This window comes from Serratia sp. CY38905 (genome assembly GCF_052168875.1).
Taxonomy (GTDB): domain Bacteria; phylum Pseudomonadota; class Gammaproteobacteria; order Enterobacterales; family Enterobacteriaceae; genus Serratia; species Serratia sarumanii.
The window spans coordinates 1-26,167 of record NZ_JBJNLV010000021.1 but is presented as its reverse complement, the minus strand read 5'-3'; the positions used below and the strand labels follow the sequence as shown (position 1 = coordinate 26,167).

The window sequence follows — 26,167 nt, the reverse complement described above, 5'->3', positions numbered from 1 at the left end:
GCGGAACTCATCGAGGCGCGGGAATAAAATCCCATTCAGACGCCGGATAGATTCAAGCAAGCCAACTTGTCGTCAAAATCGGTGTTGCAAAAACGGGAGTGACCATAGATTCCGTTTTCCAAGCGGACCCCTATCAAAGGATTAATCTGTCGACCATCGTCATCAAAAGCAGCATCGAGACTGGAGCGTGAAAGATAAATGCCGTTTATGCTGTCATTCAGGGTAACTGCATAGTCGGTAGTTCCAGCACATATCTTTCGCCGTTTCCAGAGCATGGGTCAACCGGAACAGGTCATTCTGCGCAGACAACTCCCCGGAGCTGGAACGCCAGAGGTAGTTCAGCTTACGGGCCAGTTTAGCATTGACGCCCAGCTGTCGGCCCTGTTTCAGAAGCCACTCGATGTCAGGGGCCACGTCACGCGAAAAACGACGTTGCTTCAGTGCTGTCGCCAGCCAGCGGGTGAGAAAGAGATTTTCCTGTACCGGTGACACAACGTCACCGTTTTGCCTGGCTAACGCCAGCGCCACCAAGGCGCACCACGCCAAATGTGCTGATTTTTCTGTCAGATTCACTGGGGAGTTTTTTCCTTTGTTTTGGGAGCTGAATATATCTTAACCGGAAGCGGGTTTCATCCGGAACCGTAGCCCCTGAACTGAACATCAGGTCCGGACTGGCGAGCAGTGCGCAGCCAGTCTTCTGAATGCCGCTTTGCGGCATGGAGGCGCCAGATGAGGTTACATGCGTCTGTGGAGTCAAATGGCGCCGAAAGCCCGACGTAGCCGGTTACCGGACTATAAATTCTGCCCGTTTGCCCCCTGTCCTGGTTAGCTCTACCCCGCTATCTCGCCCTTTCGGGCGAGGTGTAGTCAAGGACACTCCGGTCCGGCGCTGGTTTGATCGCCGGGTTTTAAGGGATGTGGTGATATACGGATCCGTCTCCTATCTTCCGAATCTCGCGTAAGCGTTAACGTCAACCAACGCATCACTAGGGCTACGTCACTTGTGGCTCGTTGATGTTATGAGGTTGCCGTGTCTTCTGCGCTTTCCCCCTCCAACCCCACTAGGACAACTTCCCGCTGGGGCTTGTACGTCAGCATTGTGCTGATTGGCGCGAATCTGCGCGCCCCCATTACGAGCCTCGGGCCGGTTCTTCCCGATATTCAACGCGCCTTACACCTCGGAGGTCTTGGGGCGGAGGCAGCTGGCACCGACGGCAAACATCTCCAATTCAATGCGCAGCTGGCGACAAACCATTTCCATCAATTAGGGCTGGCCGCCTTGTGAATTCCAGAAAACGATCTTGCGAATACCTGTGCGCCAGGCGCTTTTAGCCATTTCAAAACACACTTTCCCCAGAACATCATATGGCAACGAAAGTGTGTCAGGGTAAGCTAGGTGTTCGTCAGATTTACCTACAGGCAAAGTGGCCAACACCAGCATGGTAAATTGGCAGGCAGTAATTCTGCAGCTCGCTCAATAATGCTGGCATTAATGGCAGCAAACACCCGAACCAGCAGATGAGGTCCGTGTTGTTCTACGGCGCAAATAGGTAGTACTGCGACGATATTCGCCATATCCAGTTTACTGAATTCCCGCGTGGTGAGATCACACCACTAGGGAGAAGACGGTTTAAGCATGTTTACCTCCGGTTTTGTCTAACAATAAAAGATACGGTACGTTGCATTTAGGGCATTTTAGACCGGCTCTATGTCCTGCTATGTGCTACGGATAAACTGCGCCGCCAGCGCCACGACTTTTTGCAGCGCCTCGGCATTGACCTCTATTTTTCGATCGCGGGCGGCATCTTCGCGCACCTGCTTTGCCAGGCTCCAGACGGTATCTTTTCCGACGCCATAACGGCTGTGTGAACTGCATTCCGCGATTTCTGCCAGAACGGCTTCGGCCTCATCGTCAGTGAGGTTCATATCACTGGTGCAGTCATGGACATCTTCAGCAGTCCAGATCAGCAGGCTGATCCGCTGCTGTGGATCAAAACTGTCGAGAAGCCTTGCGCAAATTTCATTTACGTTACCGTGCATTGTAAAACTCCTGCGCCAGACGGGGCGCTGCCGCGAAAGACCGGATGCCTTTCGATGTAATTATTGTACGTCTAATGAGCCATGTTAATCAAGCGATTTTTCACGCTCATAGCCGCTACAGGCAACGCTGTAGCCGTTTGCATCCAGTTCTGAAGGCCAGTCGTCACGCCCGCAACCTGACAGCAGGCAGGCGCTGAGGTGCCCAGGGCGATAGTCGAGATGCTGGCATGAGGCGCAAAGGTCATCATCTGAGATTGAGCGGCCTGCACAAACAGGCGGCGCGCCATCAGTGGGAATGTCTTGAATATGCAGCGTTGTCACTTTTTTTTACTCCTGCGCCAGTCGGGGCGCTGCCGGTTAGGGATGCAGGGGGCTGTCGCCCCCTGCGGCGGTTCAGTCCTTACCCTTATCCTTCATGACTTTAATCAGCCCGGTAATGGCAGTAATGAGGGCGGCCACGGCCGTGATAATCTGAGGGAGGTTATGGAGGATTTCAGAAGAGGTCATAATGCACCTGTAAGGCTATTTAGGAAGGTACTGATTTGAATCAGTAAAAACATTATACGTCTAATGAGCCATATGCGCAAGCAAAAAAACGCCCCTCGTGGGGGCGCTGTGATTATTTTACATACTGCCAGACATGCGGCGGGATCTTATCCCAGATGCGTCCCGATGCCAGCTCTGCGCGGCGATGGTCGGCGGCAGCCTCAAAAGCCGCGGTGTCCTCCTCCGGCACCTGTCCACGATCCCGCATGGATTCGTACATTTTTTCCAGTGTGTCCGGGTTACGACTGCGCCGAAAACGGAGAAGGTAAAAACGCCTCCGCGCCTGATAAACTGTTTCCGCCATGTATCTGCGTCCTGAGCGCCTTGTTATTTCGCATAGTATTCACGTTTTGGTTGAATAAGTCTTCGACTATACGCCCCTTGCGGGGCGTGGCAGGCGGTCAGCCCCAGGTGCTGTAAAAATGGCTTTCGTTAGGATCGGTCTTATAAGCCTGTTCGTACTCGTCAATGCTGACAGACGGATGCTCATGGTTTTCACAGATGCGACGGGTCACGGGTTCGCCTTTAAAGTCGTTCAATACCGGCTTTAACTCGCCAGACATTGCACTGTCTGCTTTCACCTGCTGCGCAGCGATGCGGCGCAGTACAGCGGTTTTCTTACCGCGCAGGGCGATCACCTGATAAAAACAGGTATTTGTCTGCTCATAACCCCAGCTGGAAACAAAAACATCACCAAGAGAAACGGAGCCGTTACGGAACTGAAGGGATTGAATAGCCATGTTTATTACTCCTGCGCCAGTCGGGGCGGTACCGCGAAAAGCCTCATTGCCTTTCGATGTGATCATTATACGTCTAATGAGCCATATTATTCAAGCAATAAATACATGCCCGGCATGATTTTCTCAGGCCGGGGAATACTTCCTTTCCCTGTTTATATTTCAGGCCGCAAATGCGGCCTGCCGTCTGCATTACACGCGAGGGGGTAACATTCCGGGATAGTGACTGGCAACCAGATTATTGATCTTCTCAACCAGCTCCGGGCGTTTAAACGTAATGTGGGCGCTGCCCTTTTTGTAATATCGCACGCTGAAGTAATCACACTCGAACACCTTACCGTTGAACTGGTTTTCACTGAAAAAGGCATCCAGTCTGGCACCGTCAGAAACGCGGTAATCAGGCACGTTACGCCCGTCCAGCACGTAGAACGGCCGCGCCAGATCGTCAATTTTGGTGTGCCCGTCTGAGCTGAAGCGCACCCAGCCACTGCGCCAGACATCGAGCAACGGCGCGATGATGATACGCTTGCCAAACATGCAGGGGTTATTGGTTTTATAATCCCACGACAGGGATTTAAAGATATCAATCAGCCCTTGCGTGAAGGTATCAGCCTTGCTTGCGTTCAGGTGCCGGAACGTACTCATAACGTTATCCAGCGTTATCGGCGGCATTTCTTTGCCTGCCACCTGCCGATCCCATTCCTGACGTTGCTTGTTGCTCATCAGCGTATACATACCGGTTTCCGTCATCAGCCGATCCCAGATTTTTCCGTCGATAACGCGGGAAATAGCCGTTTCGGCCTGATCTGGCGTGGTGTCGCTCCATTTGATGGCGCTCTCTACGGCTTTGTCGTAGTCATAGAGGTACTGGCAGCCTCCGGCCTGCTGCATCAGATCGCGCGCTTTTCGCAGCTTGTCTATGCCGTCGAGATAGACGCGGATACCTTCATCCCGCAACGAGATGATGCGCTCAATAGCAATGGACGGGATCACTTCACCGCCATGCTGGCAGTACATCAGATCGACTGACGGGAGAGTATTTTTAGATGACATTTCAGACTCCTGCGCCATGCGGGGCGCTACCGTAAGGGTTGAACAGGGCTGGTAATGCCAGCCCTTCAATGATTATTTGCAGCTCTGGAGCAGTTTACTGACCTGCGCGGCCAGCGCATACGTGGATGAATATGGACCACTTAAACGGCGGTTAGGGATTTCGTTGAGGGCATACAGGCACGCCTTCAGCAGCGCATCTTTCTGCGTGTCCAGTTCAGCTTTAAGCTGGGAAGGGGTCAGTGCTTTACTCATAATTTTTTACTCCTGCGCCAGTCGGGGCGCTACCGCGAAAAGCCTCATTGCCTTTCGATGTGATTATTATACGTCTAATGAGCCATATAAAGCAAGCATTATATGATTACTTTTCTTTGTTTTTCCCTTGACGCCTGTCCCTGTAAATATTGCTTTTAGATCCAGATGGCGGCACTTTGCCGGCATGGTGCAGAGGTCCAGGCATCAGACACCCGCGATAGCCTGAACCCGCTGAGGGAACGGTGGAGCCACCAGGGAATGACGGCAACTGACCTGAAATGAACAGGAAGGAAACGCTCTGCGGATATCTAAAGTAGGCTCACTGGCAAATACCAGGCCGAAATCAAATCAGAATGGGGCTGAATGCGCGCCTGGACACGTCAAAGCGATTAATGCGAGAAGGTTGCAGCTTTTTTAAAGAAGCACTCAGAGAGGCGTACAGCGCGTTTCAGAGCAATACAGGTTTAATGCCCGTACAGCCCCTGCAGGAGGCGGCCACCTTCTCAGTTTTCAGCCCCGGCCAGATAGCGGCTCAGCCCCTCACTGGATTCCAGTACCGATGTTCGGTACTGCGGTTCGCAGTTGCACAAGCCCTTCAGCTTCTCTTCAGGAAGCACATTTTCGCGCCGGTGTTTTGCGCTGCTATTTCCAGATCGGCGGTAAGCCGGCATCGATGCAAAGGATGCACCAGACGGAATACGCGATGTCGCTTTCTCCGTTCACCCAGCGGCGCACCGTTCTGCCGTTAACGCCAACATGTCGCGCAAGCCCCTCCTGACTCAGGTTGAGCACATTTTCCAGCAAATAGCGGAGTTCATCCCCCGTCGGCGGGGTCCATTTGTCAGCGGGACGGAAACAGCTTTCGCGGATTGCGCCCACGTTCAGTGGCACGGTATATTTATTGCCCATAGCAAGCCTCCAGAGCCGGCCGCACCACTGTGCGGCCGCGGTTGTCAAATCAGACCATGTTCAGCAAAAGAGAAAATATCGCAGCCGCCCACAATCAGGTGATCGAGGACTTTGACGTCAACCATCCCCAGCACCTGCGCCAGACGCTCGGTGATCAGCTTGTCAGCCTGACTGGGTTCAGTGAAAGCGGAAGGATGGTTATGCGCCAGTACCACGGCGGCGGCATTATGATGCAGGGCGCGTTGCAGGACGATACGCGGATGAACGGTGACACTGTTGATAGTTCCCTGAAACAGTTCTTCAAAGGCGATCACGCCATTCTGACTGTTGAGAAAGAACGCGCAGAATGATTCGCGTGGTTCTGCAGCAAGACGAAACCGCAGCAAGGAACGCGCGGCGTCTGCACCGGTAATAAAATCCGTGGTGGTAATTTTGCTGGCAATAATGGCATCCGCCTGGCGGATAATGTTGAGTTCTTCTGCTGAAAATTTCATATATTTCCCTCGGTAGGGGACCTGAGCACCTTGCCCGGCCACAAATATATATTAGGACATTTTGTCCTATATGTAAATACAGTATTTTATAAAAAAACCAGAATTAACGGGCTTTTATCAGGTCGGCAGCTGATCTTGTTTCACTTTTTCAACCAGCTGCAGTGACGGATGCTCACCGGCCAGCAGTAACAGGAAGTTGAATTCCCCGGTCTTGAGCTTCACGCCACGCTGTGCGGCCTTCTCTTTGGTCTGCCATGACGCCGGCTTATAGCCAAACAGCGCTGCAATTTCTGCGTGTTTCAGCCCCAGCGCCAGACGCAGGCGGCGAACGTCTTCGGCCGTGGCAGGCTCTTTAACCATATCATCCGGGCTGAATGTCCTGTTCAGGCGGTAATCAGGATGCACGCCGGCGATCAGCATCAGCATGTTATATTCGCCCGGCCGAAGACTGGTCTTGTTGTACTGACTGAGGTCGTCGCTGATGGCTTCCTTACGCTGCCAGGCGCGCAGTTCATACCCCATGACGGCCCCTAATGCGGTTTCAGTCATGCCCATTTTTCCCCGGAGCATCTTCACCGTTTCCGGCTGCGGAACGACGCTAACCATCTTAATCATCACCCTTCTCCCAGAAGTCAGAATTCAGAAATATTTTCACCTGGCGCGTGCGGGGATAGTCCTGGAGTTTCAGTCCCTCTCGCGTGTCAGACAGGTACTGTGTTTCCTGCTGCACCTTATTGATTTTGCCATTCCATTTGCGGACCAGCGCCCGGTAACTCCCGTTCTCCAGCTGATAAACTTCAAACGTATACTTGCTCGAACCGCTCCAGCCTTCGTTGTAGTAGACCTGTTTCATAGGATCTGCCTCATCGATATGCCCCGTAAACATGACATCCCGGCCACAGTGACTGAACCAGTAACCGCGGGGCTTAGCCGGTTGCCGGTCGCTTATTTCCCGCCTGGATAGCGTGCAGAAAGGCCATGAGCGCAGGTGACTTCCTGAACTCAGGTTAATCTGGCATGACGTGTGGTGCAGGGAGCTGCGCTGCTGCCGCAGGCAATGGTCACTGATGATCACCGGTACAGCACGGGAAACGAACAGGGGGAATGATTGCATGGTTTTACTCCTTCGCCAGGCGGGGCGCTACCGAAAAATGAGCCTTAACAATACGGCGAATGAGCCATATAATCAAGTTAAATTGCCGGCGGCAGAGTGTCTGCCGCTGCTGCAGGCACACCGCTGATCAGCACCACATTTTCCACATTAGAGCTGTCAGCGATGGCGCGGAAGTTCACCTTAGTCATCATCCGGGAACAGATGCTGGACGTTCTTACGGGTTTCTTCCAGATTCTTATCCTCCGGTGCCGCCGGTTCGGGAGTCACGGCAGGGCTGTTTTCCGGCCTTGATCCGCCTGTCGGCGGTAACGTATTACTGGCGCCGCCGGTGGCCTGCAGAAACGCCTCAAACAGACGCGCCATCTCTCCTGTATCCTGCTGCGGCAGCGTACTGCTGATGATCCGCTGAATATCCTGCATCGAGGTGCCTTCCGTCAGAAATTCAGCGATCAGGAACGGTAGGCGTTCGTCCTGTTTCATCAGCGCGGCACCACAGAGCATCATGGCGCGCATCGCGCGGCCGCGCTCTTTCTGAGGCAGTTTCTCAAGAAATCCGTCGGCTACCCGGTCCGCCGCATTGCGATCCGGATAGATATAAAACGAGCACTTACGGTTATCAGTCATACTCAGCCCTTCATTGCCACCATGCCCAATACCAGATCGAACTGCGGGTTATCGCTGACGAAGAAGCGATCGTCACTCACCCCCGTGGCCTGCTTCACTGCGCTGGCGACCAGGCTGGCGCCGCCCCCGACAACCATGACGTGTGTGAAGCCGGCAAAGCGGCCAACTGAATCGGTGACGCGGTGCGTCAGGGCTTTTTCACGCTCGTGCAGCACCTTCATTACCTGGGCCCGCTGGTCAGCGTTCTGAAGATAACGGGAAAGAAAACTATCGTCATTTCGCGCCTGGATCAGACGGTCGGCAAAATATGAACTGGTACGGGTACTCACGCTGGTATCCAGTGCGTGTTTTACGGCCTCGGTGATGATGGATACGCCGGTTTTAGGATCGCAATGCGTCTTGGTGAACCCGGACATTTTGCTGCGAACGTGCGCGATATCCAGCGTCGTTCCACCGATATCGACAATCAGCAGGGAGTCCAGATCGTCCAGATCCTTCAGCACACTGAAGCCTGCAGGGACCGACTCTGGCAGCACACTGACTTTACGCACGGTAAAGCTCTCATGCCCCTGAACGGTCACCGCGCGTTTCACGTTCGCTTTTTTCCGCTCGATTTTGGCCATATCAGGCTGATCGTTCTCATCCAGATACTCGCCCAGCGGCAGCGTCACAACAATGTCAACCGGTTGCGGTTCAATGCCGGACTGCATCAGCGCGTGGTGGATAGCGACTACATTCACATCACTGTACTGATAGCGGGTTTCCGTGGTGCGCACGGCATCAGGGCTCAGCTGGTCAAAGCTGTACTTTTCCCCGTCAATTTCATAGTTGGCGGAAGCCGGCCCCGTTGAATCAGTCAGCAGCGTCATGGACCATTCTGGTTTAAAGCTGTTCGGACTGATCAACGTTTTCACTTCACCGTCTGCCACCCATGCCAGTTTGATATTGGTGGAACCGTCGTCAACAAAAATACGCATTTCAAACCTCACATTATTTAGAAAAAAACCGTATCCATCAGGAAAAATACAACATTCAAATGGATTATTACGTATCCGGGTTTGCGTGTAAAGACAAAAAGACGCACTAATGTAGAAAAATACAGAAAAATAACGAACAAAAACCAACAAACGAGGGCCAGACCGTCCTGCAAACGGCCTGATAAAGAAACATTAAGGATTAATTTAGATTTATATGGAAATATAAGGATGGAATGAGGATTATTCCGGAAGTGTTAAATGACTGTCAGGAAGGCTGAATCGGACGCCATACTGACGCCCGACATCGAGCGCAAACACGCGCGTGTAGGTTTCAGTGGTTTCCAGCCGGGAATGCCCGGCGTAGGCCTGCACAACTTTCAGAGGAACCCCATGCTGGATCAGGTGCATACAGAAGCTGTGCCGGAACGTGTGGCAGGTGACGGGGATACTAAAAGTGACAGAGTCACGTTTTGCGAGGTCCAGCGCTTTCCTGATCCAGTTACGCGGCGTGTTATCACTCTGCACCGGCCAGAGCAGCTGCTGTTTGCCAATACGCAGGGTGGTCAGAAACTCACGCACCTTTCTGACATATTGAGGATCGGTCAGAGGAACAATACGGAACACCGCCTCATCCTTCCCGGGTCTCCCACGCCCGCGCTGACGCTGTTTAAGCGTCTTCAGCCGGACAAACGGCCGGGAACCGTCAAGCTGAAAGCTGGCGCCGGTCAGCGCCAGCGCCTCATTAATGCGTGCGCCCGTGTTCCAGAGGGTGTCGAAAAGGACCTGCTGGCGCAGGTCAGGCACATATCGCAGAAATAACGACACCTCCGGGGCCAGCAGGTATTTGGGTAAATCAGCCTGGCTGGCCATCTCCCGCAGCGCCAGTGCATCGGCATAATCGAAGTAGACGTATGCCACGCGCCCGGTCTCGATGGCGTCGCTACGTGAATTCTGAGGAATTTGCAGGGGAAAAGTGTTCAATTTTTTAAAATCCGGTAATCAGCCGGCAGGAGGCTGAATTTTAAAGTGTTTTTTGCCGAAACCGGCTCATAGTAACCTGTAACTGAAGCCGGCACCGCGACTGTTATCGTAAATCTGCTGGCCGGACTGACCAGCATCTTCACTGTACACCTTCATACGCCGGCCGTTAGTCAGCGAATCCATTTTCCGCCGTGCGTTGTTGTCGTCATAACGCACGGGCAGGCACGCACCTTTACTCGCGCTCTCACTTTCGACTCGGAACACCCGTACCCTGACAGCCTTCTTCCGCGCCTGGTCAGGATCTTCACCACTGACCACACCCGTCAGTTTCTGAAGCGTATCTGCCGGGCTGCTGTACTCAGCCTGGCTGAGATAGCGGCCGTTCGGGGTTAACCAGAAATCCTGGCTGTCACTGACACGGTAGGTTTCACCGTGGCTGGCGATGCCTGATACGTTACAGAAGCGCCCATAATCGGTGGGTTGTCCGGGTAGCACAGCGCACCCTGTCAGCAGCAGCACCGGCAGAGCGGTGACGTATCCTTTTAGTTTCATATAATCTCCTGTTGAGGATGAACCATTTCTGCCGGCAGCCGGGATCCCGGATACGGGATAAAAGAGCCGATAACAGGGATGGACTCATTCATTACTGAGCCTCAGCACTTCGTTCTTCAGCTGCCGCAGCAGCCTGTCTTTGCTCATGGTCTTCATTGTTGGCCATTCCGCTTTCAGCGTGAGTGCAGCGGTGGCAAGTTGTATCGTCCGGGGCACAGCCTCACCGTCCTCATATTTTACCAGGCTGGTACGGCTGATGCCGAGCTCTGCCGCGGCGCGTTCCTGGGTCCAGTTCAGGCCCCGTCGCCAAAGGATCAAGTCAAATCCGGTCAATTCGCCGCACTCCCATGCTCTGTACGGGTGGATTAGTTTGTTATATTCCGCCTGTGTTTACAGTCTGAAAATGTTCATATTTGAACATTTTAATGCATATTAAAACACTAAATCCGCCGTAAACACAACAGGAGACGCGATGGATATCAAACATCAGGAAGCATTTGAGGCGGTTAAACAGGCACTGAAGGGCAAAATGGACTCGTCGTCTTTTTCACGCGCACTTCCTGTCTGATATCACGGCCCGTCAGGAACCCGGCGCACAGCTGCAGCACAAACAGCATGCCTGGCGTCTTCATGATGCTTCTCCCTGTCCCTTTTCACCTGCCCTGTATAACCCTGCCGGGCTTCACACATCAGGCCGGCTGATAATTTGCCCCCTTATTTTTTCACCCTGTGACTTTTACGCCCGCAACCACCGGAAAATACCTTTTGGCCGGTGCCACAATTGCGGAAAAAACGTAAATACCGTGAAAAGCGAAATCAACAGGGGAAGGAAGGCAGGGGAGCGGCCGCGCGGCTGCCGGCGCGGACACCATATCTTGTGCCGTTCTCAGCTGACGGAGCCACTACATATAGCGTTATCCACAGAAACGGTGGATAAGTGGCGGCGCTGCGGAGAATACCGCTAAACCGCAACGGACCGCAAAACGACACTCCCTGATAAAGATGACATCAAAATGATCACCATATGAAGACACCAAAAAACACCAAACGATCACATATTGACTCATTGCATTCTGACAGGCATAGTGACTGAAAATCAGTCAGCCAGGAGAACGCCATGCAGCGTCTGAACGTCCGCAACATCCCAGATGAAATCTACAGGCAGTTTGAGCAGGAAGCCGCCCGCCAGGAGCGCAGCACCGAGGCGCACGCCCGTTTTGTGATCGCACAGTCCGTGCAGCGTGAAGCAGCTCTTACCGGCGCCGATCGTTACCGCCGGGAGCTGAGCGCCCGCCTCAGGCACCTGTTACCCCTGGTCAACGAAGCGGCCTCCCGCCCCGGCCCCAATTACCAGCCGCCGATGGACGCGGCCGCCCTGGCGGAGCGCCTCGGTGAGGCCAACCCACTGGCGGTGATGAACTGGTTTTCCGGCCACGACGTCCCGGATTTTGAGCAGGCCGACCGTCTGGCCACTTACCTGGGCTGTTCCGCACGCTGGCTGAAATTCGGCGAGGGACGCCCGTTCGCGTTCGGTTCGCAGCGACGCCTTAACGGCCACGGCAGCGCGTATGACGATGCGCGCGCCCTGCTGACGCCAGACGCCGCCGGCAATCCGGTCTATAAGATCAGCCTCATCCGCGAAGACTCCCCGGAGGGGAGTATTCTCATCCTGCGTGAGTTCCGCAACAGCCTGCAGGCGGAGATCTTCTGGACTAACCTCCACCTGAGCGAACACGTCGGCAATACCGGTTTTCACGATCTGTGCGATTTTTTCGCCATGCTCGAGCAGCTGTATATTTTCTATACCATTAACGATGTGTTCGTGAAAAGTTACGATATCGCCCGGGGACGGCTGAAGTATGAATTTGAAGAGAACGACTGTCACCCGCTGCTGATCACAAAACGCTGCGGCCGGGAAAACATCTGGTGGGAGGATATCTGGCACGAAGAAATGCTGGGTAAGCGCAATCCGGAACGCAACGGCGGGTATTTCTGGCCGGACGATCGGGAGATTATCAATAGGGTCATGGCGCACCTGAAGGAGAAGCAACGTCTGATGGATAAGGACGACCTGGAGATGCTGACGCGCTACTCTTTCGGGATGGACGAACAACGTTCCCGTTACAGGCTCGCCACCCACACCGGTACGACAGAACAGGAGTCTGACGATGAATGATGAAATACGCCATGAAAAACCCGTTGAGGTGAATCTGCAGCTGACGCACAGGGAAGCACAGGCGCTCGCACAGCTGGTCAAGCGGCAGGGATTCAGTGACTGCCGCCGGCTGGCAACGTCTGATATTGAGGCATACCTGATGATGGATGGTATCAATCAGCTCATGAAAGCACTGGCGGAAGAGGGTTATGCACCACGGTAGGATGGTTGTCCGTCGTCAGAATCCCTCTATTATAGAGTCCTGTACTGCCTGACGAAGACAAAGGAAATCAGATGACCCAAGAAACTGATATTTTTAATTTATTCATTAAGCTCACGCCGCCGGGACTGGCATTACTGCTGTGGGCGTACGGGGTTTATAATCAGTCCTCACTGAAGAAACTGGAAACCATGCAGTTACAGAAAAGGTGGCCTGAACTGCCTGGCAGTTTAACCATACATGATAAAAAAGAAGCACTCCACGCGATGATTTCTGCGGAGGAAAGGAAAACCAGAGCATCGTTTAAAATGGCGATTTTCTTTACTGCCATCGCCATTTTCTGGACAGTTTATATCTGAGAATTAAAACAGGCCTCGTCAGAGCGGCAGGCCTGTTTTTTCAGAGGTGAACGTACCGTCCAGGCACTCACGGCCAGATAACCGCAAGTGCCTCATCTTCGCTAACTATCTCAAAACACGCCCTATCACTTAGGGTTAATCATTTACCAAATAACTTTTGATGTATCCATCCGTTATTAGTCAGGAGGAAAACATTGGTCACTTTCACACCATCATGTTCTGAGTTTACGTCTTTTTTTATCTGACGGTCGGCATTCAGAATCTCAGGTGATTTTGCCCAGTCAGGTATATCACTAACTTTATATGTAAAAGTCACTCGGGAAATTTTCTGCCCCATTGCATCAGATGGTTCAGTGAAATTACTGACGTCTGTTACTGTTGCTTTTCCAAAGCAGAATCCACCAAGATTCTCACCTCGCATATTTTTAGCCGCATCTTGCTTGTAGTATTTTTTCCCTTCTTCCGTCAGGTCATAACTGTTAACGACTATATCTCGTTCTTTAATCCCCCATGTGGCATCAATATGTTTACGCGATAATTCTGTTTCAGTTAACAACCCTTTTTCTGCCATTGCATGCAATATTTCTGGCATGTTGTTAATGTTGAAACCATCTGTTTTGTAAGGGAAATTAGCTTTGATATAACATGCCGGGTATACAGTATCCAGATACTGCTGTGCGGCTTCTTTGAAATTACTTTCGGAGGGTTTCTTTGGATCGTTACAACCGGTCAGCGCCAACACGCCAATACATAATAACGGTGCCAGATAATTCACTTTCATATAATTGTATCCTTGTCTCAAAATTATCCCTTCGTTCAGTACATAGAAAAAATGTTAAGGCACTGATGTAAAAAGGAACGTAAAAGTTAAAAAATACAATTTTAGAGCCTTTTGTCAATGCTGGGTCCGTGTCATAGCTGGTCGCATACCCCTCCCTAAAAATTAGCTTACAGGTTAATTTTCACCTTGCCTAACATTAGCCTATAGGTTAATATTAATGGAAATGGGAGGTCACATGTTTAGCGTTGTTTATCACCCGGAAGCCAGGGAAGAAGCCACAGCATTACCCGTAAAAATCAGGGTGAAGTTTGACCGTCTCATCGGCAAACTGGAGTATGATGCCCGATTACTGCGGGAGCCGGACACGAAGCCCCTGGGCGATGGACTTTTTGAGATCCGCACGATGGGGACGGACATAGCCAGGGGCATCTGGGTATACCACAAAGGCAATACCATCATCATGCTCCGGGTTTTCATCAAGAAGTCACAGAAAACGCCAGCGAAAGAAATCGATCTCGCCAAAAAGCGGTTAGCGGAGGTACTTAATGAAACTGGTAAGCCATAAAGAACTGCATAACGAGTGGATGCAGGACGACGAATATCGCGCTGCATGGCAGGAAGAAGAACGCAAGGAGAAGCTCAGAGAGCTACTTGCGGAATGGCGTAAACATGACAACCTGACAAAAGCGCAGGTTGCTGAACGCATGGGGGTTACACCTCCGGTTATTTCCCGCCTGGAAAACAACATCACCAAAGCCAGCATCGACACTCTGACCCGCTACGCTCACGCCTGCGGCATCAAAAAACCTGTCATTGCCCTGTACTGATGACATCCTACCCGGTTTTAGTTTTCGCCGGGTAGGTGTTGTCTCAACAGGAAAACGCGGTACAGGAGGTCTGAAGCCCAATGGGGAAGAACCATACGTTAATAATGTAACCATATGATTTTACATCTATAAAATCCAGATATCGCTTATCTCATGAAAGCACGCGGCAAGGCGTTCCAGTCTGTCGTGTATTCCGGACTCAGCATTTCCCTGCGCATCGCGAACCCCACATTGATCCCCTGGCCGGCAAAAAAAATGCGGCCCTTACCGGCGCGGTTAATCCGATCGACGGCATTCATCAGGGCTTCGCTGTCAGGACGGGGAGCACATTCATCAAACAGATTAAGTTGTGCCTCGCGGCCGGAAAAATCGGCCAGCATGATACCAGCCTTTGCGTACCGGTAGCCATCACGCCAGATGCGCGCAAGCGCACGCTGGGCAGCGGCAATGATGTCCCGGCTGTCCTGAGTGGCTACCAGTAGCGTCTCCGTCGCCTGGCTGGCACAGGGCGCATCCCGGGGTGAAAACGGGCTGGTTCGGATAAAGACACTGATCGCACGACAGTGCTGCTTTTCCTGACGCAGCTTTTCTCCTGCCCGCGCAGCAAAGCCGGTGATGGCCATCTGCATTTCCTGAAAGCTGGTTACACGCTCACCAAATGACCTGGAGACGACAATTTGGGGAGCCCGCAGAATTCGGAAAAAATCGTACGCTAAGGTTTTCCGGGCATCCGTAAGGGCCGAAACTTCCCGTCTTCCAGTCTGCGGCTCTGCCGCCAGACGTAATCGCCGGTTAGGTTGATGTGCTCCCAGCCCAGCGGCGACAGGAATTGCAGCAGCTCGCCGTCCACCGGCTTGCCGGCCTCGACCAACCCCTGGGTGGCGCGTTCCAGGTACACCGTGTTCCACAGCACGATAGCCGCCGTCACCAGGTTGAGGCCGCTGGCCCGGTAGCGCTGCTGCTCGAAGCTCCGATCCCTGATTTCCCCAAGGCGGTTGAAGAACACCGCCCTGGCCAGCGAGTTGCGCGCCTCACCTTTGTTCAGGCCGGCATGCACGCGGCGGCGCAGTTCAACACTTTGCAGCCAGTCCAGGATGAACAGCGTGCGCTCGATCCGGCCCAGCTCGCGCAGGGCCACGGCCAGTCCGTTCTGGCGCGGGTAGCTGCCGAGCTTGCGCAGCATCAGCGAGGCGGTGACGGTGCCCTGCTTGATCGAGCTGGCCAGGCGCAGGATGTCGTCCCAGTGGGCACGCACGTGCTTGATGTTCAGGGTGCCGCCGATCAGCGGGCGCAACGTCGGGTAGGCTTGCACGCCCTGCGGCACGTACAGCTTGGTTTCGCCGAGGTCGCGGATGCGCGGCGCGAAGCGGAAGCCTAGCAGGTGCATCAGGGCAAAGACGTGATCGGTGAAGCCGGCCGTGTCGGTGTAGTGCTCCTCGATCCGCAGGTCGGACTCGTGGTACAGCAGGCCGTCGAGCACATAGGTGGAATCGCGGACGCCGACATTCACCACGCGGGTGCTGAACGGCGCGTACTGGTCGGAGATATGGGTATAGAACAGCCGTCCCGGCTCGCTACCGTACTTCGGGTTGACGTGCCCGGTGCTCTCGCCCCGGCCACCCGCGCGGAAGCGCTGGCCATCGGAGGATGAGGTCGTGCCGTCGCCCCAGTGGGCGGCAAAGGCGTGGCGATACTGGTGGTTGACCAGCTCGGCCAAGGCCGCCGAATAGGTTTCGTCGCGGATGTGCCAGGCTTGCAGCCAGGACAGCTTGGCGTAGGTCAGGCCGGGGCTCGACTCGGCCATCTTGGTCAGCCCGAGGTTGATCGCATCACCGAGGATTGCGGACAGCAGCAACGTCCTGTCTTTGGCCTCGGCCCCGTCCTTCAAGTGGGTGAAGTGGCGGCTGAAGCCCGTCCAGTCGTCCACGTCCATCAGCAGTTCGGTGATCTTGATGCGCGGCAGTAACTGGCTGGTTTGGTCGATCAGCGCCTGCGCCCGATCCGGCACCGCCGCATCCAGCGGGGTGATTTTCAGCCCTGACTCGGTGAGGATGGCATCGGGCAGCTCGTTGTCCTTGGCCAGGCGGGTGACGGTGGCCAACTGCTCGTCCAGCAGCTGCAAACGCTCTTCCAGGTACTGGTCGCTGTTCGGGTTGATCGCCAGGGGCAGGGCCTGCTCGCGCTTGAGTGCGGCGAACTTCTCGGCCGGCAGCAGGTAGTCGTCGAAGTCGCGGAACTGCCGCGAGCCCTTGACCCAGATGTCGCCGGAGCGCAGGGCGTTCTTCAGCTCGGACAGGGCGCAGATTTCGTAGAATTTCCGGTCGAGGCCTTCCGGGGTGATCACCAGCGGCTTCCAGCGCGGCTTGATGAAGGCCGTGGGTGCATCGGCCGGCACCTTGCGCAGGTTGTCGGCGTTCATCTCACGCAGGGTCTGCACGGCTGCCAGCACGCCTTGCGCGGCCGGCCCGTGCTGTTCCCCAACTTTTCGCTCGGCGAAGAGTATGAACATGCGCCGCCGGCGACGAATCGCCAAATCTCACCGTATCTCCCGAGCGGACGATTTCGCACCGGTCTGCCCGTCGAAGGGCTTGCGATCGAACGGGGCGACCTTTTCTATGCATGTCCGCGAGCCAGCGTCTTTTATGGCACGGCGCTCGACGCCGACCTTCGGACGCGCGGCGTAAGCACGCTTGTCATGGCCGGGATAAGCACCACCGGCGTTGTTCTTTCAAGCGTCGCCTGGGCTAGTGATGCGGACTACGACGTGCGTTTGGTCCAGGACTGCTGCTACGACCCGGATCGGGATGCCCACGAAGCTCTGTTGCGTTCCGGGTTCGGCGGACGTGTACAGGTCGTGTAATTTTCGGGCCTCGCATGATCGCGGCCATAGCCGCAGGTGGATTGGTGCGAGGCAGGGCCAGTCCAAGTCAGGGTGCGGTCATCGCGGCGCCTGCAACTCTCAAAAACCCATCGCCGTAGCGGAGGTCTTGTAATCGCATGTCATTACGCACGCCCGATTTATTGTTCACAGCGATAGCACCTGCCATTTGGGGCAGCACCTACATTGTCACCACCCAATACCTGCCGAACTTCTCACCGATGACGGTCGCGATGCTGCGGGCGTTGCCGGCGGGTTTATTGCTCGTGATGATCGTCCGACAGATTCCAACGGGAATCTGGTGGATGCGCATCTTCATCCTCGGCGCACTTAATATTTCGCTATTCTGGAGCTTGTTGTTTATTTCGGTCTACCGCCTGCCGGGCGGGGTCGCGGCGACGGTAGGCGCTGTGCAGCCGCTGATGGTCGTGTTCATCTCTGCCGCTCTGCTAGGTAGCCCGATACGATTGATGGCGGTCCTGGGGGCTATTTGCGGAACTGCGGGCGTGGCGCTGTTGGTGTTGACACCAAACGCAGCGCTAGATCCTGTCGGCGTCGCAGCGGGCCTGGCGGGGGCGGTTTCCATGGCGTTCGGAACCGTGCTGACCCGCAAGTGGCAACCTCCCGTGCCTCTGCTCACCTTTACCGCCTGGCAACTGGCGGCCGGAGGACTTCTGCTCGTTCCAGTAGCTTTAGTGTTTGATCCGCCAATCCCGATGCCTACAGGAACCAATGTTCTCGGCCTGGCGTGGCTCGGCCTGATCGGAGCGGGTTTAACCTACTTCCTTTGGTTCCGGGGGATCTCGCGACTCGAACCTACAGTTGTTTCCTTACTGGGCTTTCTCAGCCCGGGGACCGCCGTGTTGCTAGGATGGTTGTTCTTGGATCAGACGCTGAGTGCGCTTCAAATCATCGGCGTCCTGCTCGTGATCGGGAGTATCTGGCTGGGCCAACGTTCCAACCGCACTCCTAGGGCGCGTATAGCTTGCCGGAAGTCGCCTTGACCCGCATGGCATAGGCCTATCGTTTCCACGATCAGCGATCGGCTCGTTGCCCTGCGCCGCTCCAAAGCCCGCGACGCAGCGCCGGCAGGCAGAGCAAGTAGAGGGCAGCGCCTGCAATCCATGCCCACCCGTTCCACGTTGTTATAGAAGCCGCATAGATCGCCGTGAAGAGGAGGGGTCCGACGATCGAGGTCAGGCTGGTGAGCGCCGCCAGTGAGCCTTGCAGCTGCCCCTGACGTTCCTCATCCACCTGCCTGGACAACATTGCTTGCAGCGCCGGCATTCCGATGCCACCCGAAGCAAGCAGGACCATGATCGGGAACGCCATCCATCCCCGTGTCGCGAAGGCAAGCAGGATGTAGCCTGTGCCGTCGGCAATCATTCCGAGCATGAGTGCCCGCCTTTCGCCGAGCCGGGCGGCTACAGGGCCGGTGATCATTGCCTGGGCGAGTGAATGCAGAATGCCAAATGCGGCAAGCGAAATGCCGATCGTGGTCGCGTCCCAGTGAAAGCGATCCTCGCCGAAAATGACCCAAAGCGCGGCCGGCACCTGTCCGACAAGTTGCATGATGAAGAAGACCGCCATCAGGGCGGCGACGACGGTCATGCCCCGGGCCCACCGGAACGAAGCGAGCGGGTTGAGAGCCTCCCGGCGTAACGGCCGGCGTTCGCCTTTGTGCGACTCCGGCAAAAGGAAACAGCCCGTCAGGAAATTGAGGCCGTTCAAGGCTGCCGCGGCGAAGAACGGAGCGTGGGGGGAGAAACCGCCCATCAGCCCACCGAGCACAGGTCCCGCGACCATCCCGAACCCGAAACAGGCGCTCATGAAGCCGAAGTGCCGCGCGCGCTCATCGCCATCAGTGATATCGGCAATATAAGCGCCGGCTACCGCCCCAGTCGCCCCGGTGATGCCGGCCACGATCCGCCCGATATAGAGAACCCAAAGGAAAGGCGCCGTCGCCATGATGGCGTAGTCGACAGCAGCGCCGGCCAGCGAGACGAGCAAGACCGGCCGCCGCCCGAAACGATCCGACAGCGCGCCCAGCACAGGTGCGCAGGCAAATTGCATCAACGCATACAGCGCCAGCAGAATGCCATAGTGGGCGGTGACGTCGTTCGAGTGAACCAGATCGCGCAGGAGGCCCGGCAGCACCGGCATAATCAGGCCGATGCCGACAGCGTCGAGCGCGACAGTGCTCAGAATTACGATCAGGGGTCTGTTGGGTTTCACGTCTGGCCTCCGGACCAGCCTCCGCTGGTCCGATTGAACGCGCGGATTCTTTATCACTGATAAGTTGGTGGACATATTATGTTTATCAGTGATAAAGTGTCAAGCATGACAAAGTTGCAGCCGAATACAGTGATCCGTGCCGCCCTGGACCTGTTGAACGAGGTCGGCGTAGACGGTCTGACGACACGCAAACTGGCGGAACGGTTGGGGGTTCAGCAGCCGGCGCTTTACTGGCACTTCAGGAACAAGCGGGCGCTGCTCGACGCACTGGCCGAAGCCATGCTGGCGGAGAATCATACGCATTCGGTGCCGAGAGCCGACGACGACTGGCGCTCATTTCTGATCGGGAATGCCCGCAGCTTCAGGCAGGCGCTGCTCGCCTACCGCGATGGCGCGCGCATCCATGCCGGCACGCGACCGGGCGCACCGCAGATGGAAACGGCCGACGCGCAGCTTCGCTTCCTCTGCGAGGCGGGTTTTTCGGCCGGGGACGCCGTCAATGCGCTGATGACAATCAGCTACTTCACTGTTGGGGCCGTGCTTGAGGAGCAGGCCGGCGACAGCGATGCCGGCGAGCGCGGCGGCACCGTTGAACAGGCTCCGCTCTCGCCGCTGTTGCGGGCCGCGATAGACGCCTTCGACGAAGCCGGTCCGGACGCAGCGTTCGAGCAGGGACTCGCGGTGATTGTCGATGGATTGGCGAAAAGGAGGCTCGTTGTCAGGAACGTTGAAGGACCGAGAAAGGGTGACGATTGATCAGGACCGCTGCCGGAGCGCAACCCACTCACTACAGCAGAGCCATGTAGACAACATCCCCTCCCCCTTTCCACCGCGTCAGACGCCCGTAGCAGCCCGCTACGGGCTTTTTCATGCCCTGCCCTAGCGTCCAAGCCTCACGGCCGCGCTCGGCCTCTCTGGCGGCCTTCTGGCGCTCCTGCTGCGGCGTCCGCTCGTGGGCCGTGGCGCGGGTCCGCGCGCCGGCCTCGTGCGCCTGGCGCTCGCGGGCGAGGTCCAGGGCGGCCGTCTTCACGTTCTGCCTTGCGCAGATGAGATAGGGGCGCAGTGGCGGTTTTCATGGCTTGTTATGACTGTTTTTTTGTACAGTCTATGCCTCGGGCATCCAAGCAGCAAGCGCGTTACGCCGTGGGTCGATGTTTGATGTTATGGAGCAGCAACGATGTTACGCAGCAGGGCAGTCGCCCTAAAACAAAGTTAACCTCTGAGGAAGAATTGTGAAACTATCACTAATGGTAGCTATATCGAAGAATGGAGTTATCGGGAATGGCCCTGATATTCCATGGAGTGCCAAAGGTGAACAGCTCCTGTTTAAAGCTATTACCTATAACCAATGGCTGTTGGTTGGACGCAAGACTTTTGAATCAATGGGAGCATTACCCAACCGAAAGTATGCGGTCGTAACACGTTCAAGTTTTACATCTGACAATGAGAACGTATTGATCTTTCCATCAATTAAAGATGCTTTAACCAACCTAAAGAAAATAACGGATCATGTCATTGTTTCAGGTGGTGGGGAGATATACAAAAGCCTGATCGATCAAGTAGATACACTACATATATCTACAATAGACATCGAGCCGGAAGGTGATGTTTACTTTCCTGAAATCCCCAGCAATTTTAGGCCAGTTTTTACCCAAGACTTCGCCTCTAACATAAATTATAGTTACCAAATCTGGCAAAAGGGTTAACAAGTGGCAGCAACGGATTCGCAAACCTGTCACGCCTTTTGTACCAAAAGCCGCGCCAGGTTTGCGATCCGCTGTGCCAGGCGTTAAGGCTACATGAAAATCGTACATTACGAAGCGAATGCACCATGGATAGGAAGAATGAAATGCCCAAACCCAAAGTGTGGGAAGGAAACTCCTGCCTGGCAATCGAGCGGCATGAGCGACAGTTGCCCGCATTTTTTCTGTGATACTTGCTCGAATGTAATCCATAGAGAGCAGGACCATGCATTACTGTATGAAAATGAAATCAATCAAGAGCTCTTGGATCGAATAGCAGCAACTCTTCCAGATTGCCCTTGCGGGGGTAGGTTTGTTCCTGGTGCAAACCCAAAGTGTCCGAGTTGCAAGACCGAGTACGTGCACCAATGGGATGCAGTGAAAAGGTTGAATGTACCTTTTATGCCAATCTTGGATGGTTCCTGCTTGATTCGAGATAGGCTGTATTCGTATGAAGTATGCATTGGTTCTAAACCAAAATACTGGTGGCGTTTGTTCACAAATGCCTTAACAAGTTTAGGCAAGGGACGCTCCTGACGTCGCGCCCCTGCTAAAAGCGTTAGATGCACTAAGCACATAATTGCTCACAGCCAAACTATCAGGTCAAGTCTGCTTTTATTATTTTTAAGCGTGCATAATAAGCCCTACACAAATTGGGAGATATATCATGAAAGGCTGGCTTTTTCTTGTTATCGCAATAGTTGGCGAAGTAATCGCAACATCCGCATTAAAATCTAGCGAGGGCTTTACTAAGCTTGCCCCTTCCGCCGTTGTCATAATCGGTTATGGCATCGCATTTTATTTTCTTTCTCTGGTTCTGAAATCCATCCCTGTCGGTGTTGCTTATGCAGTCTGGTCGGGACTCGGCGTCGTCATAATTACAGCCATTGCCTGGTTGCTTCATGGGCAAAAGCTTGATGCGTGGGGCTTTGTAGGTATGGGGCTCATAATTGCTGCCTTTTTGCTCGCCCGATCCCCATCGTGGAAGTCGCTGCGGAGGCCGACGCCATGGTGACGGTGTTCGGCATTCTGAATCTCACCGAGGACTCCTTCTTCGATGAGAGCCGGCGGCTAGACCCCGCCGGCGCTGTCACCGCGGCGATCGAAATGCTGCGAGTCGGATCAGACGTCGTGGATGTCGGACCGGCCGCCAGCCATCCGGACGCGAGGCCTGTATCGCCGGCCGATGAGATCAGACGTATTGCGCCGCTCTTAGACGCCCTGTCCGATCAGATGCACCGTGTTTCAATCGACAGCTTCCAACCGGAAACCCAGCGCTATGCGCTCAAGCGCGGCGTGGGCTACCTGAACGATATCCAAGGATTTCCTGACCCTGCGCTCTATCCCGATATTGCTGAGGCGGACTGCAGGCTGGTGGTTATGCACTCAGCGCAGCGGGATGGCATCGCCACCCGCACCGGTCACCTTCGACCCGAAGACGCGCTCGACGAGATTGTGCGGTTCTTCGAGGCGCGGGTTTCCGCCTTGCGACGGAGCGGGGTCGCTGCCGACCGGCTCATCCTCGATCCGGGGATGGGATTTTTCTTGAGCCCCGCACCGGAAACATCGCTGCACGTGCTGTCGAACCTTCAAAAGCTGAAGTCGGCGTTGGGGCTTCCGCTATTGGTCTCGGTGTCGCGGAAATCCTTCTTGGGCGCCACCGTTGGCCTTCCTGTAAAGGATCTGGGTCCAGCGAGCCTTGCGGCGGAACTTCACGCGATCGGCAATGGCGCTGACTACGTCCGCACCCACGCGCCTGGAGATCTGCGAAGCGCAATCACCTTCTCGGAAACCCTCGCGAAATTTCGCAGTCGCGACGCCAGAGACCGAGGGTTAGATCATGCCTAGCATTCACCTTCCGGCCGCCCGCTAGCGGACCCTGGTCAGGTTCCGCGAAGGTGGGCGCAGACATGCTGGGCTCGTCAGGATCAAACTGCACTATGAGGCGGCGGTTCATACCGCGCCAGGGGAGCGAATGGACAGCGAGGAGCCTCCGAACGTTCGGGTCGCCTGCTCGGGTGATATCGACGAGGTTGTGCGGCTGATGCACGACGCTGCGGCGTGGATGTCCGCCAAGGGAACGCCCGCCTGGGACGTCGCGCGGATCGACCGGACATTCGCGGAGACCTTCGTCCTGAGATCCGAGCTCCTAGTCGCGAGTTGCAGCGACGGCATCGTCGGCTGTTGCACCTTGTCGGCCGAGGATCCCGAGTTCTGGCCCGACGCCCTCAAGGGGGAGGCCGCATATCTGCACAAGCTCGCGGTGCGACGGACACATGCGGGCCGGGGTGTCAGCTCCGCGCTGATCGAGGCTTGCCGCCATGCCGCGCGAACGCAGGGGTGCGCCAAGCTGCGGCTCGACTGCCACCCGAACCTGCGTGGCCTATACGAGCGGCTCGGATTCACCCACGTCGACACTTTCAATCCCGGCTGGGATCCAACCTTCATCGCAGAACGCCTAGAACTCGAAATCTAACGTCCGTTCGGGCATCGAGGTCCATGTCGGGGTGGGACGGGCCCGTGGCTTCAAGATCACTTGCAGTCCGACCGCGATGTCTTGGTTGCGCGAGAGGTTGTCGATATCCTCCACTTCCATCATCAACCCTGGATAATGCCGCCGCCGTCATCGCCGCCGACGCCCGTGCCGGGCTTTTCGGGCCTGTCAGGCTTGCTCGGCCTTCAGCCTGCCTGGGCGAGATCTCCGGCGGACGGATTAACGGCGGAGCTTCGCCGCCTTTCGTGCGTGTGAAGGCCGAAGATAGTTCTCTCAAAAACATCCGTTTATGAGAGATACCAAATGTCATTTTCAGAAGACGACTGCACCAGTTGATTGGGCGTAATGGCTGTTGTGCAGCCAGCTCCTGACAGTTCAATATCAGAAGTGATCTGCACCAATCTCGACTATGCTCAATACTCGTGTGGGCTCTGTTGCAAAAATCGTGAAGCTTGAGCATGCTTGGCGGAGATTGGACGGACGGAACGATGACGGATTTCAAGTGGCGCCATTTCCAGGGTGATGTGATCCTGTGGGCGGTGCGCTGGTATTGTCGCTATCCGATCAGCTATCGCGACCTTGAGGAAATGCTGGCGGAACGCGGCATTTCGGTCGACCATACGACGATCTATCGCTGGGTCCAGTGCTACGCCCCGGAGATGGAGAAGCGGCTGCGCTGGTTCTGGCGGCGTGGCTTTGATCCGAGCTGGCGCCTGGATGAAACCTACGTCAAGGTGCGGGGCAAGTGGACCTACCTGTACCGGGCAGTCGACAAGCGGGGCGACACGATCGATTTCTACCTGTCGCCGACCCGCAGCGCCAAGGCAGCGAAGCGGTTCCTGGGCAAGGCCCTGCGAGGCCTGAAGCACTGGGAAAAGCCTGCCACGCTCAATACCGACAAAGCGCCGAGCTATGGTGCAGCGATCACCGAATTGAAGCGCGAAGGAAAGCTGGACCGGGAGACGGCCCACCGGCAGGTGAAGTATCTCAATAACGTGATCGAGGCCGATCACGGAAAGCTCAAGATACTGATCAAGCCGGTGCGCGGTTTCAAATCGATCCCCACGGCCTATGCCACGATCAAGGGATTCGAAGTCATGCGAGCCCTGCGCAAAGGACAGGCTCGCCCCTGGTGCCTGCAGCCCGGCATCAGGGGCGAGGTGCGCCTTGTGGAGAGAGCTTTTGGCATTGGGCCCTCGGCGCTGACGGAGGCCATGGGCATGCTCAACCACCATTTCGCAGCAGCCGCCTGATCGGCGCAGAGCGACAGCCTACCTCTGACTGCCGCCAATCTTTGCAACAGAGCCTCCGTCGCCATGCTCACCTCGCTTTGGTGCACACGAGTATTGAGCATAGTCGAGATTGGTGCAGATCACTTCTGATATTGAACTGTCAGGAGCTGGCTGCACAACAGCCATTACGCCCAATCAACTGGTGCAGTCGTCTTCTGAAAATGACAATTCGGGCTATCTGTGGCGATGTTCAGAAAACGGTGGTTTTCTGGACAGGTCTGCAGGGTTTCGCTTTTTCATGGCCGGGCATACCCAAAACCGTTAAGATAACCGTCAATTTTTCTATGTTCAGGCACTGTCAATGAATCAACGCATTGGATACGCCCGCGTTTCGACGGACGACCAGCACCTAGACCTGCAGCGCGACGCGCTCCAGCAGGCCGGGTGCAGCGTGATCTATGAGGAAGCGGCCAGCGGCAAGAGCGCGGCACGCCCGGAGCTTGAGCAGTGCCGCAAGGCGTTACGGGCCGGGGATACCCTCGTGGTGTGGCGGCTTGATCGACTCGGGCGCAGCCTGCATGACTTGGTGCAGATCGTGGCCGAGCTTGAACAGCGCGGCGTGCATTTCGAGAGCCTGACCGAGAAGATCGAGACGGGCAGCGCATCGGGCAAGCTGCAATTCCATGTTTTCGCGGCGCTGGCCGAGTTCGAGCGCGGCTTGATCCGTGAGCGGACGCAGGCCGGGCTGGCAGCAGCCCGCGCCCGTGGCCGGGCCGGTGGCCGCAAGCCGAAGTTAGACGACCAGCAGGTGCGAGAGATCAAAGCCCTGTTGCGCGATCCAGATATGGCACTGTTGCAAATAGTCGGTGGTGATAAACTTATCATCCCCTTTTGCTGATGGAGCTGCACATGAACCCATTCAAAGGCCGGCATTTTCAGCGTGACATCATTCTGTGGGCCGTACG

Annotated in this window: 34 protein-coding genes and 4 pseudogenes; 15 read left to right on the top strand and 23 right to left on the bottom strand. The window is 55.5% G+C overall.

The window, feature by feature from the left end; translation table 11 throughout:
• Window positions 1–35: 35 nt before the first annotated feature.
• The 18 genes and pseudogenes from ACJ8MK_RS24545 to ACJ8MK_RS24460 all read right to left on the bottom strand — a co-directional run bounded on the left by ACJ8MK_RS24545 (window position 36) and on the right by ACJ8MK_RS24460 (window position 10,612).
• Window positions 36–573: pseudogene (locus tag ACJ8MK_RS24545) on the bottom strand (DUF2913 family protein).
• A 691-nt stretch (window positions 574–1,264) separates the two neighbouring features.
• Window positions 1,265–1,441 (bottom strand): creatininase family protein, encoded by a 177-nt coding sequence (locus ACJ8MK_RS24540; protein ID WP_227599551.1) that lies wholly within the window; start codon window positions 1,439–1,441, stop codon window positions 1,265–1,267.
• Complete coding sequence (locus ACJ8MK_RS24535; protein ID WP_023157916.1) at window positions 1,414–1,575, bottom strand: creatininase family protein; 162 nt, start codon at window positions 1,573–1,575, stop codon at window positions 1,414–1,416. Before ACJ8MK_RS24535 ends, ACJ8MK_RS24540 begins: the two co-directional genes overlap by 28 nt.
• Window positions 1,576–1,716: 141 nt before the next feature.
• Entirely contained in the window at window positions 1,717–2,040 is a 324-nt protein-coding gene (locus ACJ8MK_RS24530) for a DUF1380 family protein (RefSeq protein WP_048255496.1), read from the bottom strand.
• A gap of 84 nt (window positions 2,041–2,124) precedes the next feature.
• A complete protein-coding gene (locus ACJ8MK_RS24525) occupies window positions 2,125–2,361 on the bottom strand; it encodes a hypothetical protein (protein WP_086556679.1) in 237 nt (78 codons plus the stop codon).
• A 298-nt stretch (window positions 2,362–2,659) separates the two neighbouring features.
• Window positions 2,660–2,890, bottom strand: coding sequence for an Hha/YmoA family nucleoid-associated regulatory protein (locus ACJ8MK_RS24520; protein ID WP_032440563.1), 231 nt, complete (start codon window positions 2,888–2,890; stop codon window positions 2,660–2,662).
• Between the two features lie 97 nt (window positions 2,891–2,987).
• Window positions 2,988–3,326, bottom strand: a complete 339-nt coding sequence (locus ACJ8MK_RS24515; protein ID WP_004187354.1) for a hypothetical protein — start codon at window positions 3,324–3,326, stop codon at window positions 2,988–2,990.
• A 189-nt stretch (window positions 3,327–3,515) separates the two neighbouring features.
• Window positions 3,516–4,376, bottom strand: coding sequence for a DUF4942 domain-containing protein (locus ACJ8MK_RS24510; RefSeq protein ID WP_032440562.1), 861 nt, complete (start codon window positions 4,374–4,376; stop codon window positions 3,516–3,518).
• 72 nt (window positions 4,377–4,448) lie between these two features.
• Entirely contained in the window at window positions 4,449–4,628 is a 180-nt protein-coding gene (locus ACJ8MK_RS24505; RefSeq protein ID WP_023285836.1) for a hypothetical protein, read from the bottom strand.
• A 642-nt stretch (window positions 4,629–5,270) separates the two neighbouring features.
• Window positions 5,271–5,537: a helix-turn-helix domain-containing protein gene (locus ACJ8MK_RS24500; RefSeq protein WP_023285835.1), complete on the bottom strand. Its 267-nt coding sequence runs from the start codon at window positions 5,535–5,537 to the stop codon at window positions 5,271–5,273.
• 44 nt (window positions 5,538–5,581) lie between these two features.
• The gene (locus ACJ8MK_RS24495) at window positions 5,582–6,031 is read right to left on the bottom strand and encodes a JAB domain-containing protein (protein ID WP_032440561.1); all 450 of its coding nucleotides are present in this window, start codon (window positions 6,029–6,031) and stop codon (window positions 5,582–5,584) included.
• Window positions 6,032–6,148: 117 nt separating this feature from the next.
• Window positions 6,149–6,646, bottom strand: a complete 498-nt coding sequence (locus tag ACJ8MK_RS24490; RefSeq protein ID WP_032440560.1) for a hypothetical protein — start codon at window positions 6,644–6,646, stop codon at window positions 6,149–6,151.
• Window positions 6,639–7,145: a hypothetical protein gene (locus ACJ8MK_RS24485; RefSeq protein ID WP_223174614.1), complete on the bottom strand. Its 507-nt coding sequence runs from the start codon at window positions 7,143–7,145 to the stop codon at window positions 6,639–6,641. The genes ACJ8MK_RS24490 and ACJ8MK_RS24485 overlap by 8 nt, the downstream gene beginning before the upstream one ends.
• 180 nt (window positions 7,146–7,325) lie before the next feature.
• Window positions 7,326–7,769 carry a plasmid partitioning/stability family protein gene (locus tag ACJ8MK_RS24480; RefSeq protein ID WP_032440559.1) on the bottom strand — a complete coding sequence of 148 codons (444 nt, stop codon included), beginning with the start codon at window positions 7,767–7,769 and terminating at the stop codon, window positions 7,326–7,328.
• A gap of 2 nt (window positions 7,770–7,771) precedes the next feature.
• Window positions 7,772–8,746, bottom strand: a complete 975-nt coding sequence (locus ACJ8MK_RS24475) for a plasmid segregation protein ParM (RefSeq protein WP_032440558.1) — start codon at window positions 8,744–8,746, stop codon at window positions 7,772–7,774.
• Window positions 8,747–8,986: 240 nt separating this feature from the next.
• On the bottom strand, window positions 8,987–9,727 hold the full coding sequence (locus tag ACJ8MK_RS24470) for a tyrosine-type recombinase/integrase (protein WP_032440557.1): 741 nt from the start codon (window positions 9,725–9,727) through the stop codon (window positions 8,987–8,989).
• Between the two features lie 66 nt (window positions 9,728–9,793).
• Window positions 9,794–10,279, bottom strand: coding sequence for a hypothetical protein (locus ACJ8MK_RS24465; RefSeq protein ID WP_032440556.1), 486 nt, complete (start codon window positions 10,277–10,279; stop codon window positions 9,794–9,796).
• Window positions 10,280–10,363: 84 nt separating this feature from the next.
• Window positions 10,364–10,612, bottom strand: coding sequence for a helix-turn-helix domain-containing protein (locus ACJ8MK_RS24460; protein WP_032440555.1), 249 nt, complete (start codon window positions 10,610–10,612; stop codon window positions 10,364–10,366).
• 784 nt (window positions 10,613–11,396) lie between these two features.
• Here ACJ8MK_RS24460 and ACJ8MK_RS24455 point away from each other — a divergent pair.
• From ACJ8MK_RS24455 to ACJ8MK_RS24445, 3 genes are all read left to right on the top strand, one after another.
• The gene (locus ACJ8MK_RS24455; RefSeq protein ID WP_032440554.1) at window positions 11,397–12,455 is read left to right on the top strand and encodes a FitA-like ribbon-helix-helix domain-containing protein; all 1,059 of its coding nucleotides are present in this window, start codon (window positions 11,397–11,399) and stop codon (window positions 12,453–12,455) included.
• Window positions 12,448–12,657, top strand: a complete 210-nt coding sequence (locus ACJ8MK_RS24450; protein ID WP_032440553.1) for a DUF7706 family protein — start codon at window positions 12,448–12,450, stop codon at window positions 12,655–12,657. The genes ACJ8MK_RS24455 and ACJ8MK_RS24450 overlap by 8 nt, the downstream gene beginning before the upstream one ends.
• 71 nt (window positions 12,658–12,728) lie before the next feature.
• On the top strand, window positions 12,729–13,013 hold the full coding sequence (locus tag ACJ8MK_RS24445; RefSeq protein WP_015344981.1) for a hypothetical protein: 285 nt from the start codon (window positions 12,729–12,731) through the stop codon (window positions 13,011–13,013).
• A gap of 139 nt (window positions 13,014–13,152) precedes the next feature.
• Here the strand turns inward: ACJ8MK_RS24445 and ACJ8MK_RS24440 are convergent, their stop codons facing one another.
• On the bottom strand, window positions 13,153–13,794 hold the full coding sequence (locus ACJ8MK_RS24440) for a hypothetical protein (protein ID WP_032440552.1): 642 nt from the start codon (window positions 13,792–13,794) through the stop codon (window positions 13,153–13,155).
• A 235-nt stretch (window positions 13,795–14,029) separates the two neighbouring features.
• Between ACJ8MK_RS24440 and ACJ8MK_RS24435 the strand changes: the two genes are divergently transcribed.
• Window positions 14,030–14,359, top strand: a complete 330-nt coding sequence (locus ACJ8MK_RS24435) for a type II toxin-antitoxin system RelE/ParE family toxin (protein ID WP_000493286.1) — start codon at window positions 14,030–14,032, stop codon at window positions 14,357–14,359.
• The gene (locus ACJ8MK_RS24430) at window positions 14,340–14,621 is read left to right on the top strand and encodes a helix-turn-helix domain-containing protein (RefSeq protein ID WP_000780222.1); all 282 of its coding nucleotides are present in this window, start codon (window positions 14,340–14,342) and stop codon (window positions 14,619–14,621) included. Before ACJ8MK_RS24435 ends, ACJ8MK_RS24430 begins: the two co-directional genes overlap by 20 nt.
• A gap of 146 nt (window positions 14,622–14,767) precedes the next feature.
• On the opposite strand, the gene ACJ8MK_RS24425 is transcribed toward ACJ8MK_RS24430, so the two are convergent.
• Window positions 14,768–15,298, bottom strand: a complete 531-nt coding sequence (locus tag ACJ8MK_RS24425) for a DinB/UmuC family translesion DNA polymerase (protein ID WP_311095139.1) — start codon at window positions 15,296–15,298, stop codon at window positions 14,768–14,770.
• Window positions 15,299–15,333: 35 nt separating this feature from the next.
• Window positions 15,334–17,085 (bottom strand): annotated as a pseudogene (locus ACJ8MK_RS24420) (Tn3-like element TnAs1 family transposase); the annotation flags it as partial.
• 3 nt (window positions 17,086–17,088) lie between these two features.
• On the opposite strand from ACJ8MK_RS24420, the gene ACJ8MK_RS24415 reads away from it, so the two are divergent.
• Window positions 17,089–17,481, top strand: coding sequence for a cysteine hydrolase family protein (locus tag ACJ8MK_RS24415; RefSeq protein WP_001351729.1), 393 nt, complete (start codon window positions 17,089–17,091; stop codon window positions 17,479–17,481).
• A 137-nt stretch (window positions 17,482–17,618) separates the two neighbouring features.
• Entirely contained in the window at window positions 17,619–18,503 is an 885-nt protein-coding gene (locus tag ACJ8MK_RS24410; protein ID WP_000058717.1) for a DMT family transporter, read from the top strand.
• Window positions 18,504–18,534: 31 nt separating this feature from the next.
• Here the strand turns inward: ACJ8MK_RS24410 and tet(A) are convergent, their stop codons facing one another.
• Window positions 18,535–19,734, bottom strand: a complete 1,200-nt coding sequence (tet(A), locus tag ACJ8MK_RS24405) for a tetracycline efflux MFS transporter Tet(A) (RefSeq protein WP_000804064.1) — start codon at window positions 19,732–19,734, stop codon at window positions 18,535–18,537.
• Between the two features lie 105 nt (window positions 19,735–19,839).
• Here tet(A) and tetR(A) point away from each other — a divergent pair, with 105 nt between their 5' ends.
• The 7 genes and pseudogenes from tetR(A) to ACJ8MK_RS24370 all read left to right on the top strand — a co-directional run bounded on the left by tetR(A) (window position 19,840) and on the right by ACJ8MK_RS24370 (window position 25,223).
• The gene (gene tetR(A), locus ACJ8MK_RS24400) at window positions 19,840–20,490 is read left to right on the top strand and encodes a tetracycline resistance transcriptional repressor TetR(A) (RefSeq protein WP_000164043.1); all 651 of its coding nucleotides are present in this window, start codon (window positions 19,840–19,842) and stop codon (window positions 20,488–20,490) included.
• 476 nt (window positions 20,491–20,966) lie between these two features.
• A complete protein-coding gene (gene dfrA1, locus ACJ8MK_RS24395; RefSeq protein WP_000777554.1) occupies window positions 20,967–21,440 on the top strand; it encodes a trimethoprim-resistant dihydrofolate reductase DfrA1 in 474 nt (157 codons plus the stop codon).
• 703 nt (window positions 21,441–22,143) lie between these two features.
• Complete coding sequence (locus tag ACJ8MK_RS24390) at window positions 22,144–22,491, top strand: quaternary ammonium compound efflux SMR transporter QacE delta 1 (protein WP_000679427.1); 348 nt, start codon at window positions 22,144–22,146, stop codon at window positions 22,489–22,491.
• Window positions 22,485–23,324: a sulfonamide-resistant dihydropteroate synthase Sul1 gene (sul1, locus tag ACJ8MK_RS24385; RefSeq protein WP_000259031.1), complete on the top strand. Its 840-nt coding sequence runs from the start codon at window positions 22,485–22,487 to the stop codon at window positions 23,322–23,324. The genes ACJ8MK_RS24390 and sul1 overlap by 7 nt, the downstream gene beginning before the upstream one ends.
• Window positions 23,325–23,451: 127 nt before the next feature.
• The gene (locus tag ACJ8MK_RS24380) at window positions 23,452–23,952 is read left to right on the top strand and encodes a GNAT family N-acetyltransferase (protein WP_000376623.1); all 501 of its coding nucleotides are present in this window, start codon (window positions 23,452–23,454) and stop codon (window positions 23,950–23,952) included.
• Window positions 23,953–24,272: 320 nt separating this feature from the next.
• Window positions 24,273–24,341, top strand: a pseudogene (locus ACJ8MK_RS24375) (EAL domain-containing protein); the annotation flags it as partial.
• Window positions 24,342–24,458: 117 nt separating this feature from the next.
• Entirely contained in the window at window positions 24,459–25,223 is a 765-nt protein-coding gene (locus tag ACJ8MK_RS24370; RefSeq protein WP_001389365.1) for an IS6-like element IS6100 family transposase, read from the top strand.
• A 139-nt stretch (window positions 25,224–25,362) separates the two neighbouring features.
• Here the strand turns inward: ACJ8MK_RS24370 and ACJ8MK_RS24365 are convergent.
• Window positions 25,363–25,428: pseudogene (locus tag ACJ8MK_RS24365) on the bottom strand (EAL domain-containing protein); the annotation flags it as partial.
• A 135-nt stretch (window positions 25,429–25,563) separates the two neighbouring features.
• Here ACJ8MK_RS24365 and ACJ8MK_RS24360 point away from each other — a divergent pair.
• On the top strand, window positions 25,564–26,100 hold the full coding sequence (locus ACJ8MK_RS24360; protein ID WP_019725122.1) for a recombinase family protein: 537 nt from the start codon (window positions 25,564–25,566) through the stop codon (window positions 26,098–26,100).
• Window positions 26,101–26,167 lie beyond the last annotated feature (67 nt).

Coding starts and splice junctions, on each gene's coding strand:
- ACJ8MK_RS24540 (WP_227599551.1), bottom strand. CDS start 1,441: ATGCTGGTGTTGGCCACTTTGCCTGTAGGTAAATCTGACGAACACCTA.
- ACJ8MK_RS24535 (WP_023157916.1), bottom strand. CDS start 1,575: ATGGCGAATATCGTCGCAGTACTACCTATTTGCGCCGTAGAACAACAC.
- ACJ8MK_RS24530 (WP_048255496.1), bottom strand. CDS start 2,040: ATGCACGGTAACGTAAATGAAATTTGCGCAAGGCTTCTCGACAGTTTT.
- ACJ8MK_RS24520 (WP_032440563.1), bottom strand. CDS start 2,890: ATGGCGGAAACAGTTTATCAGGCGCGGAGGCGTTTTTACCTTCTCCGT.
- ACJ8MK_RS24515 (WP_004187354.1), bottom strand. CDS start 3,326: ATGGCTATTCAATCCCTTCAGTTCCGTAACGGCTCCGTTTCTCTTGGT.
- ACJ8MK_RS24510 (WP_032440562.1), bottom strand. CDS start 4,376: ATGTCATCTAAAAATACTCTCCCGTCAGTCGATCTGATGTACTGCCAG.
- ACJ8MK_RS24505 (WP_023285836.1), bottom strand. CDS start 4,628: ATGAGTAAAGCACTGACCCCTTCCCAGCTTAAAGCTGAACTGGACACG.
- ACJ8MK_RS24500 (WP_023285835.1), bottom strand. CDS start 5,537: ATGGGCAATAAATATACCGTGCCACTGAACGTGGGCGCAATCCGCGAA.
- ACJ8MK_RS24495 (WP_032440561.1), bottom strand. CDS start 6,031: ATGAAATTTTCAGCAGAAGAACTCAACATTATCCGCCAGGCGGATGCC.
- ACJ8MK_RS24490 (WP_032440560.1), bottom strand. CDS start 6,646: ATGATTAAGATGGTTAGCGTCGTTCCGCAGCCGGAAACGGTGAAGATG.
- ACJ8MK_RS24485 (WP_223174614.1), bottom strand. CDS start 7,145: ATGCAATCATTCCCCCTGTTCGTTTCCCGTGCTGTACCGGTGATCATC.
- ACJ8MK_RS24480 (WP_032440559.1), bottom strand. CDS start 7,769: ATGACTGATAACCGTAAGTGCTCGTTTTATATCTATCCGGATCGCAAT.
- ACJ8MK_RS24475 (WP_032440558.1), bottom strand. CDS start 8,746: ATGCGTATTTTTGTTGACGACGGTTCCACCAATATCAAACTGGCATGG.
- ACJ8MK_RS24465 (WP_032440556.1), bottom strand. CDS start 10,279: ATGAAACTAAAAGGATACGTCACCGCTCTGCCGGTGCTGCTGCTGACA.
- ACJ8MK_RS24455 (WP_032440554.1), top strand. CDS start 11,397: ATGCAGCGTCTGAACGTCCGCAACATCCCAGATGAAATCTACAGGCAG.
- ACJ8MK_RS24450 (WP_032440553.1), top strand. CDS start 12,448: ATGAATGATGAAATACGCCATGAAAAACCCGTTGAGGTGAATCTGCAG.
- ACJ8MK_RS24445 (WP_015344981.1), top strand. CDS start 12,729: ATGACCCAAGAAACTGATATTTTTAATTTATTCATTAAGCTCACGCCG.
- ACJ8MK_RS24440 (WP_032440552.1), bottom strand. CDS start 13,794: ATGAAAGTGAATTATCTGGCACCGTTATTATGTATTGGCGTGTTGGCG.
- ACJ8MK_RS24435 (WP_000493286.1), top strand. CDS start 14,030: ATGTTTAGCGTTGTTTATCACCCGGAAGCCAGGGAAGAAGCCACAGCA.
- ACJ8MK_RS24430 (WP_000780222.1), top strand. CDS start 14,340: ATGAAACTGGTAAGCCATAAAGAACTGCATAACGAGTGGATGCAGGAC.
- ACJ8MK_RS24410 (WP_000058717.1), top strand. CDS start 17,619: ATGTCATTACGCACGCCCGATTTATTGTTCACAGCGATAGCACCTGCC.
- ACJ8MK_RS24390 (WP_000679427.1), top strand. CDS start 22,144: ATGAAAGGCTGGCTTTTTCTTGTTATCGCAATAGTTGGCGAAGTAATC.
- sul1 (WP_000259031.1), top strand. CDS start 22,485: ATGGTGACGGTGTTCGGCATTCTGAATCTCACCGAGGACTCCTTCTTC.
- ACJ8MK_RS24380 (WP_000376623.1), top strand. CDS start 23,452: ATGGACAGCGAGGAGCCTCCGAACGTTCGGGTCGCCTGCTCGGGTGAT.
- ACJ8MK_RS24370 (WP_001389365.1), top strand. CDS start 24,459: ATGACGGATTTCAAGTGGCGCCATTTCCAGGGTGATGTGATCCTGTGG.
- ACJ8MK_RS24360 (WP_019725122.1), top strand. CDS start 25,564: ATGAATCAACGCATTGGATACGCCCGCGTTTCGACGGACGACCAGCAC.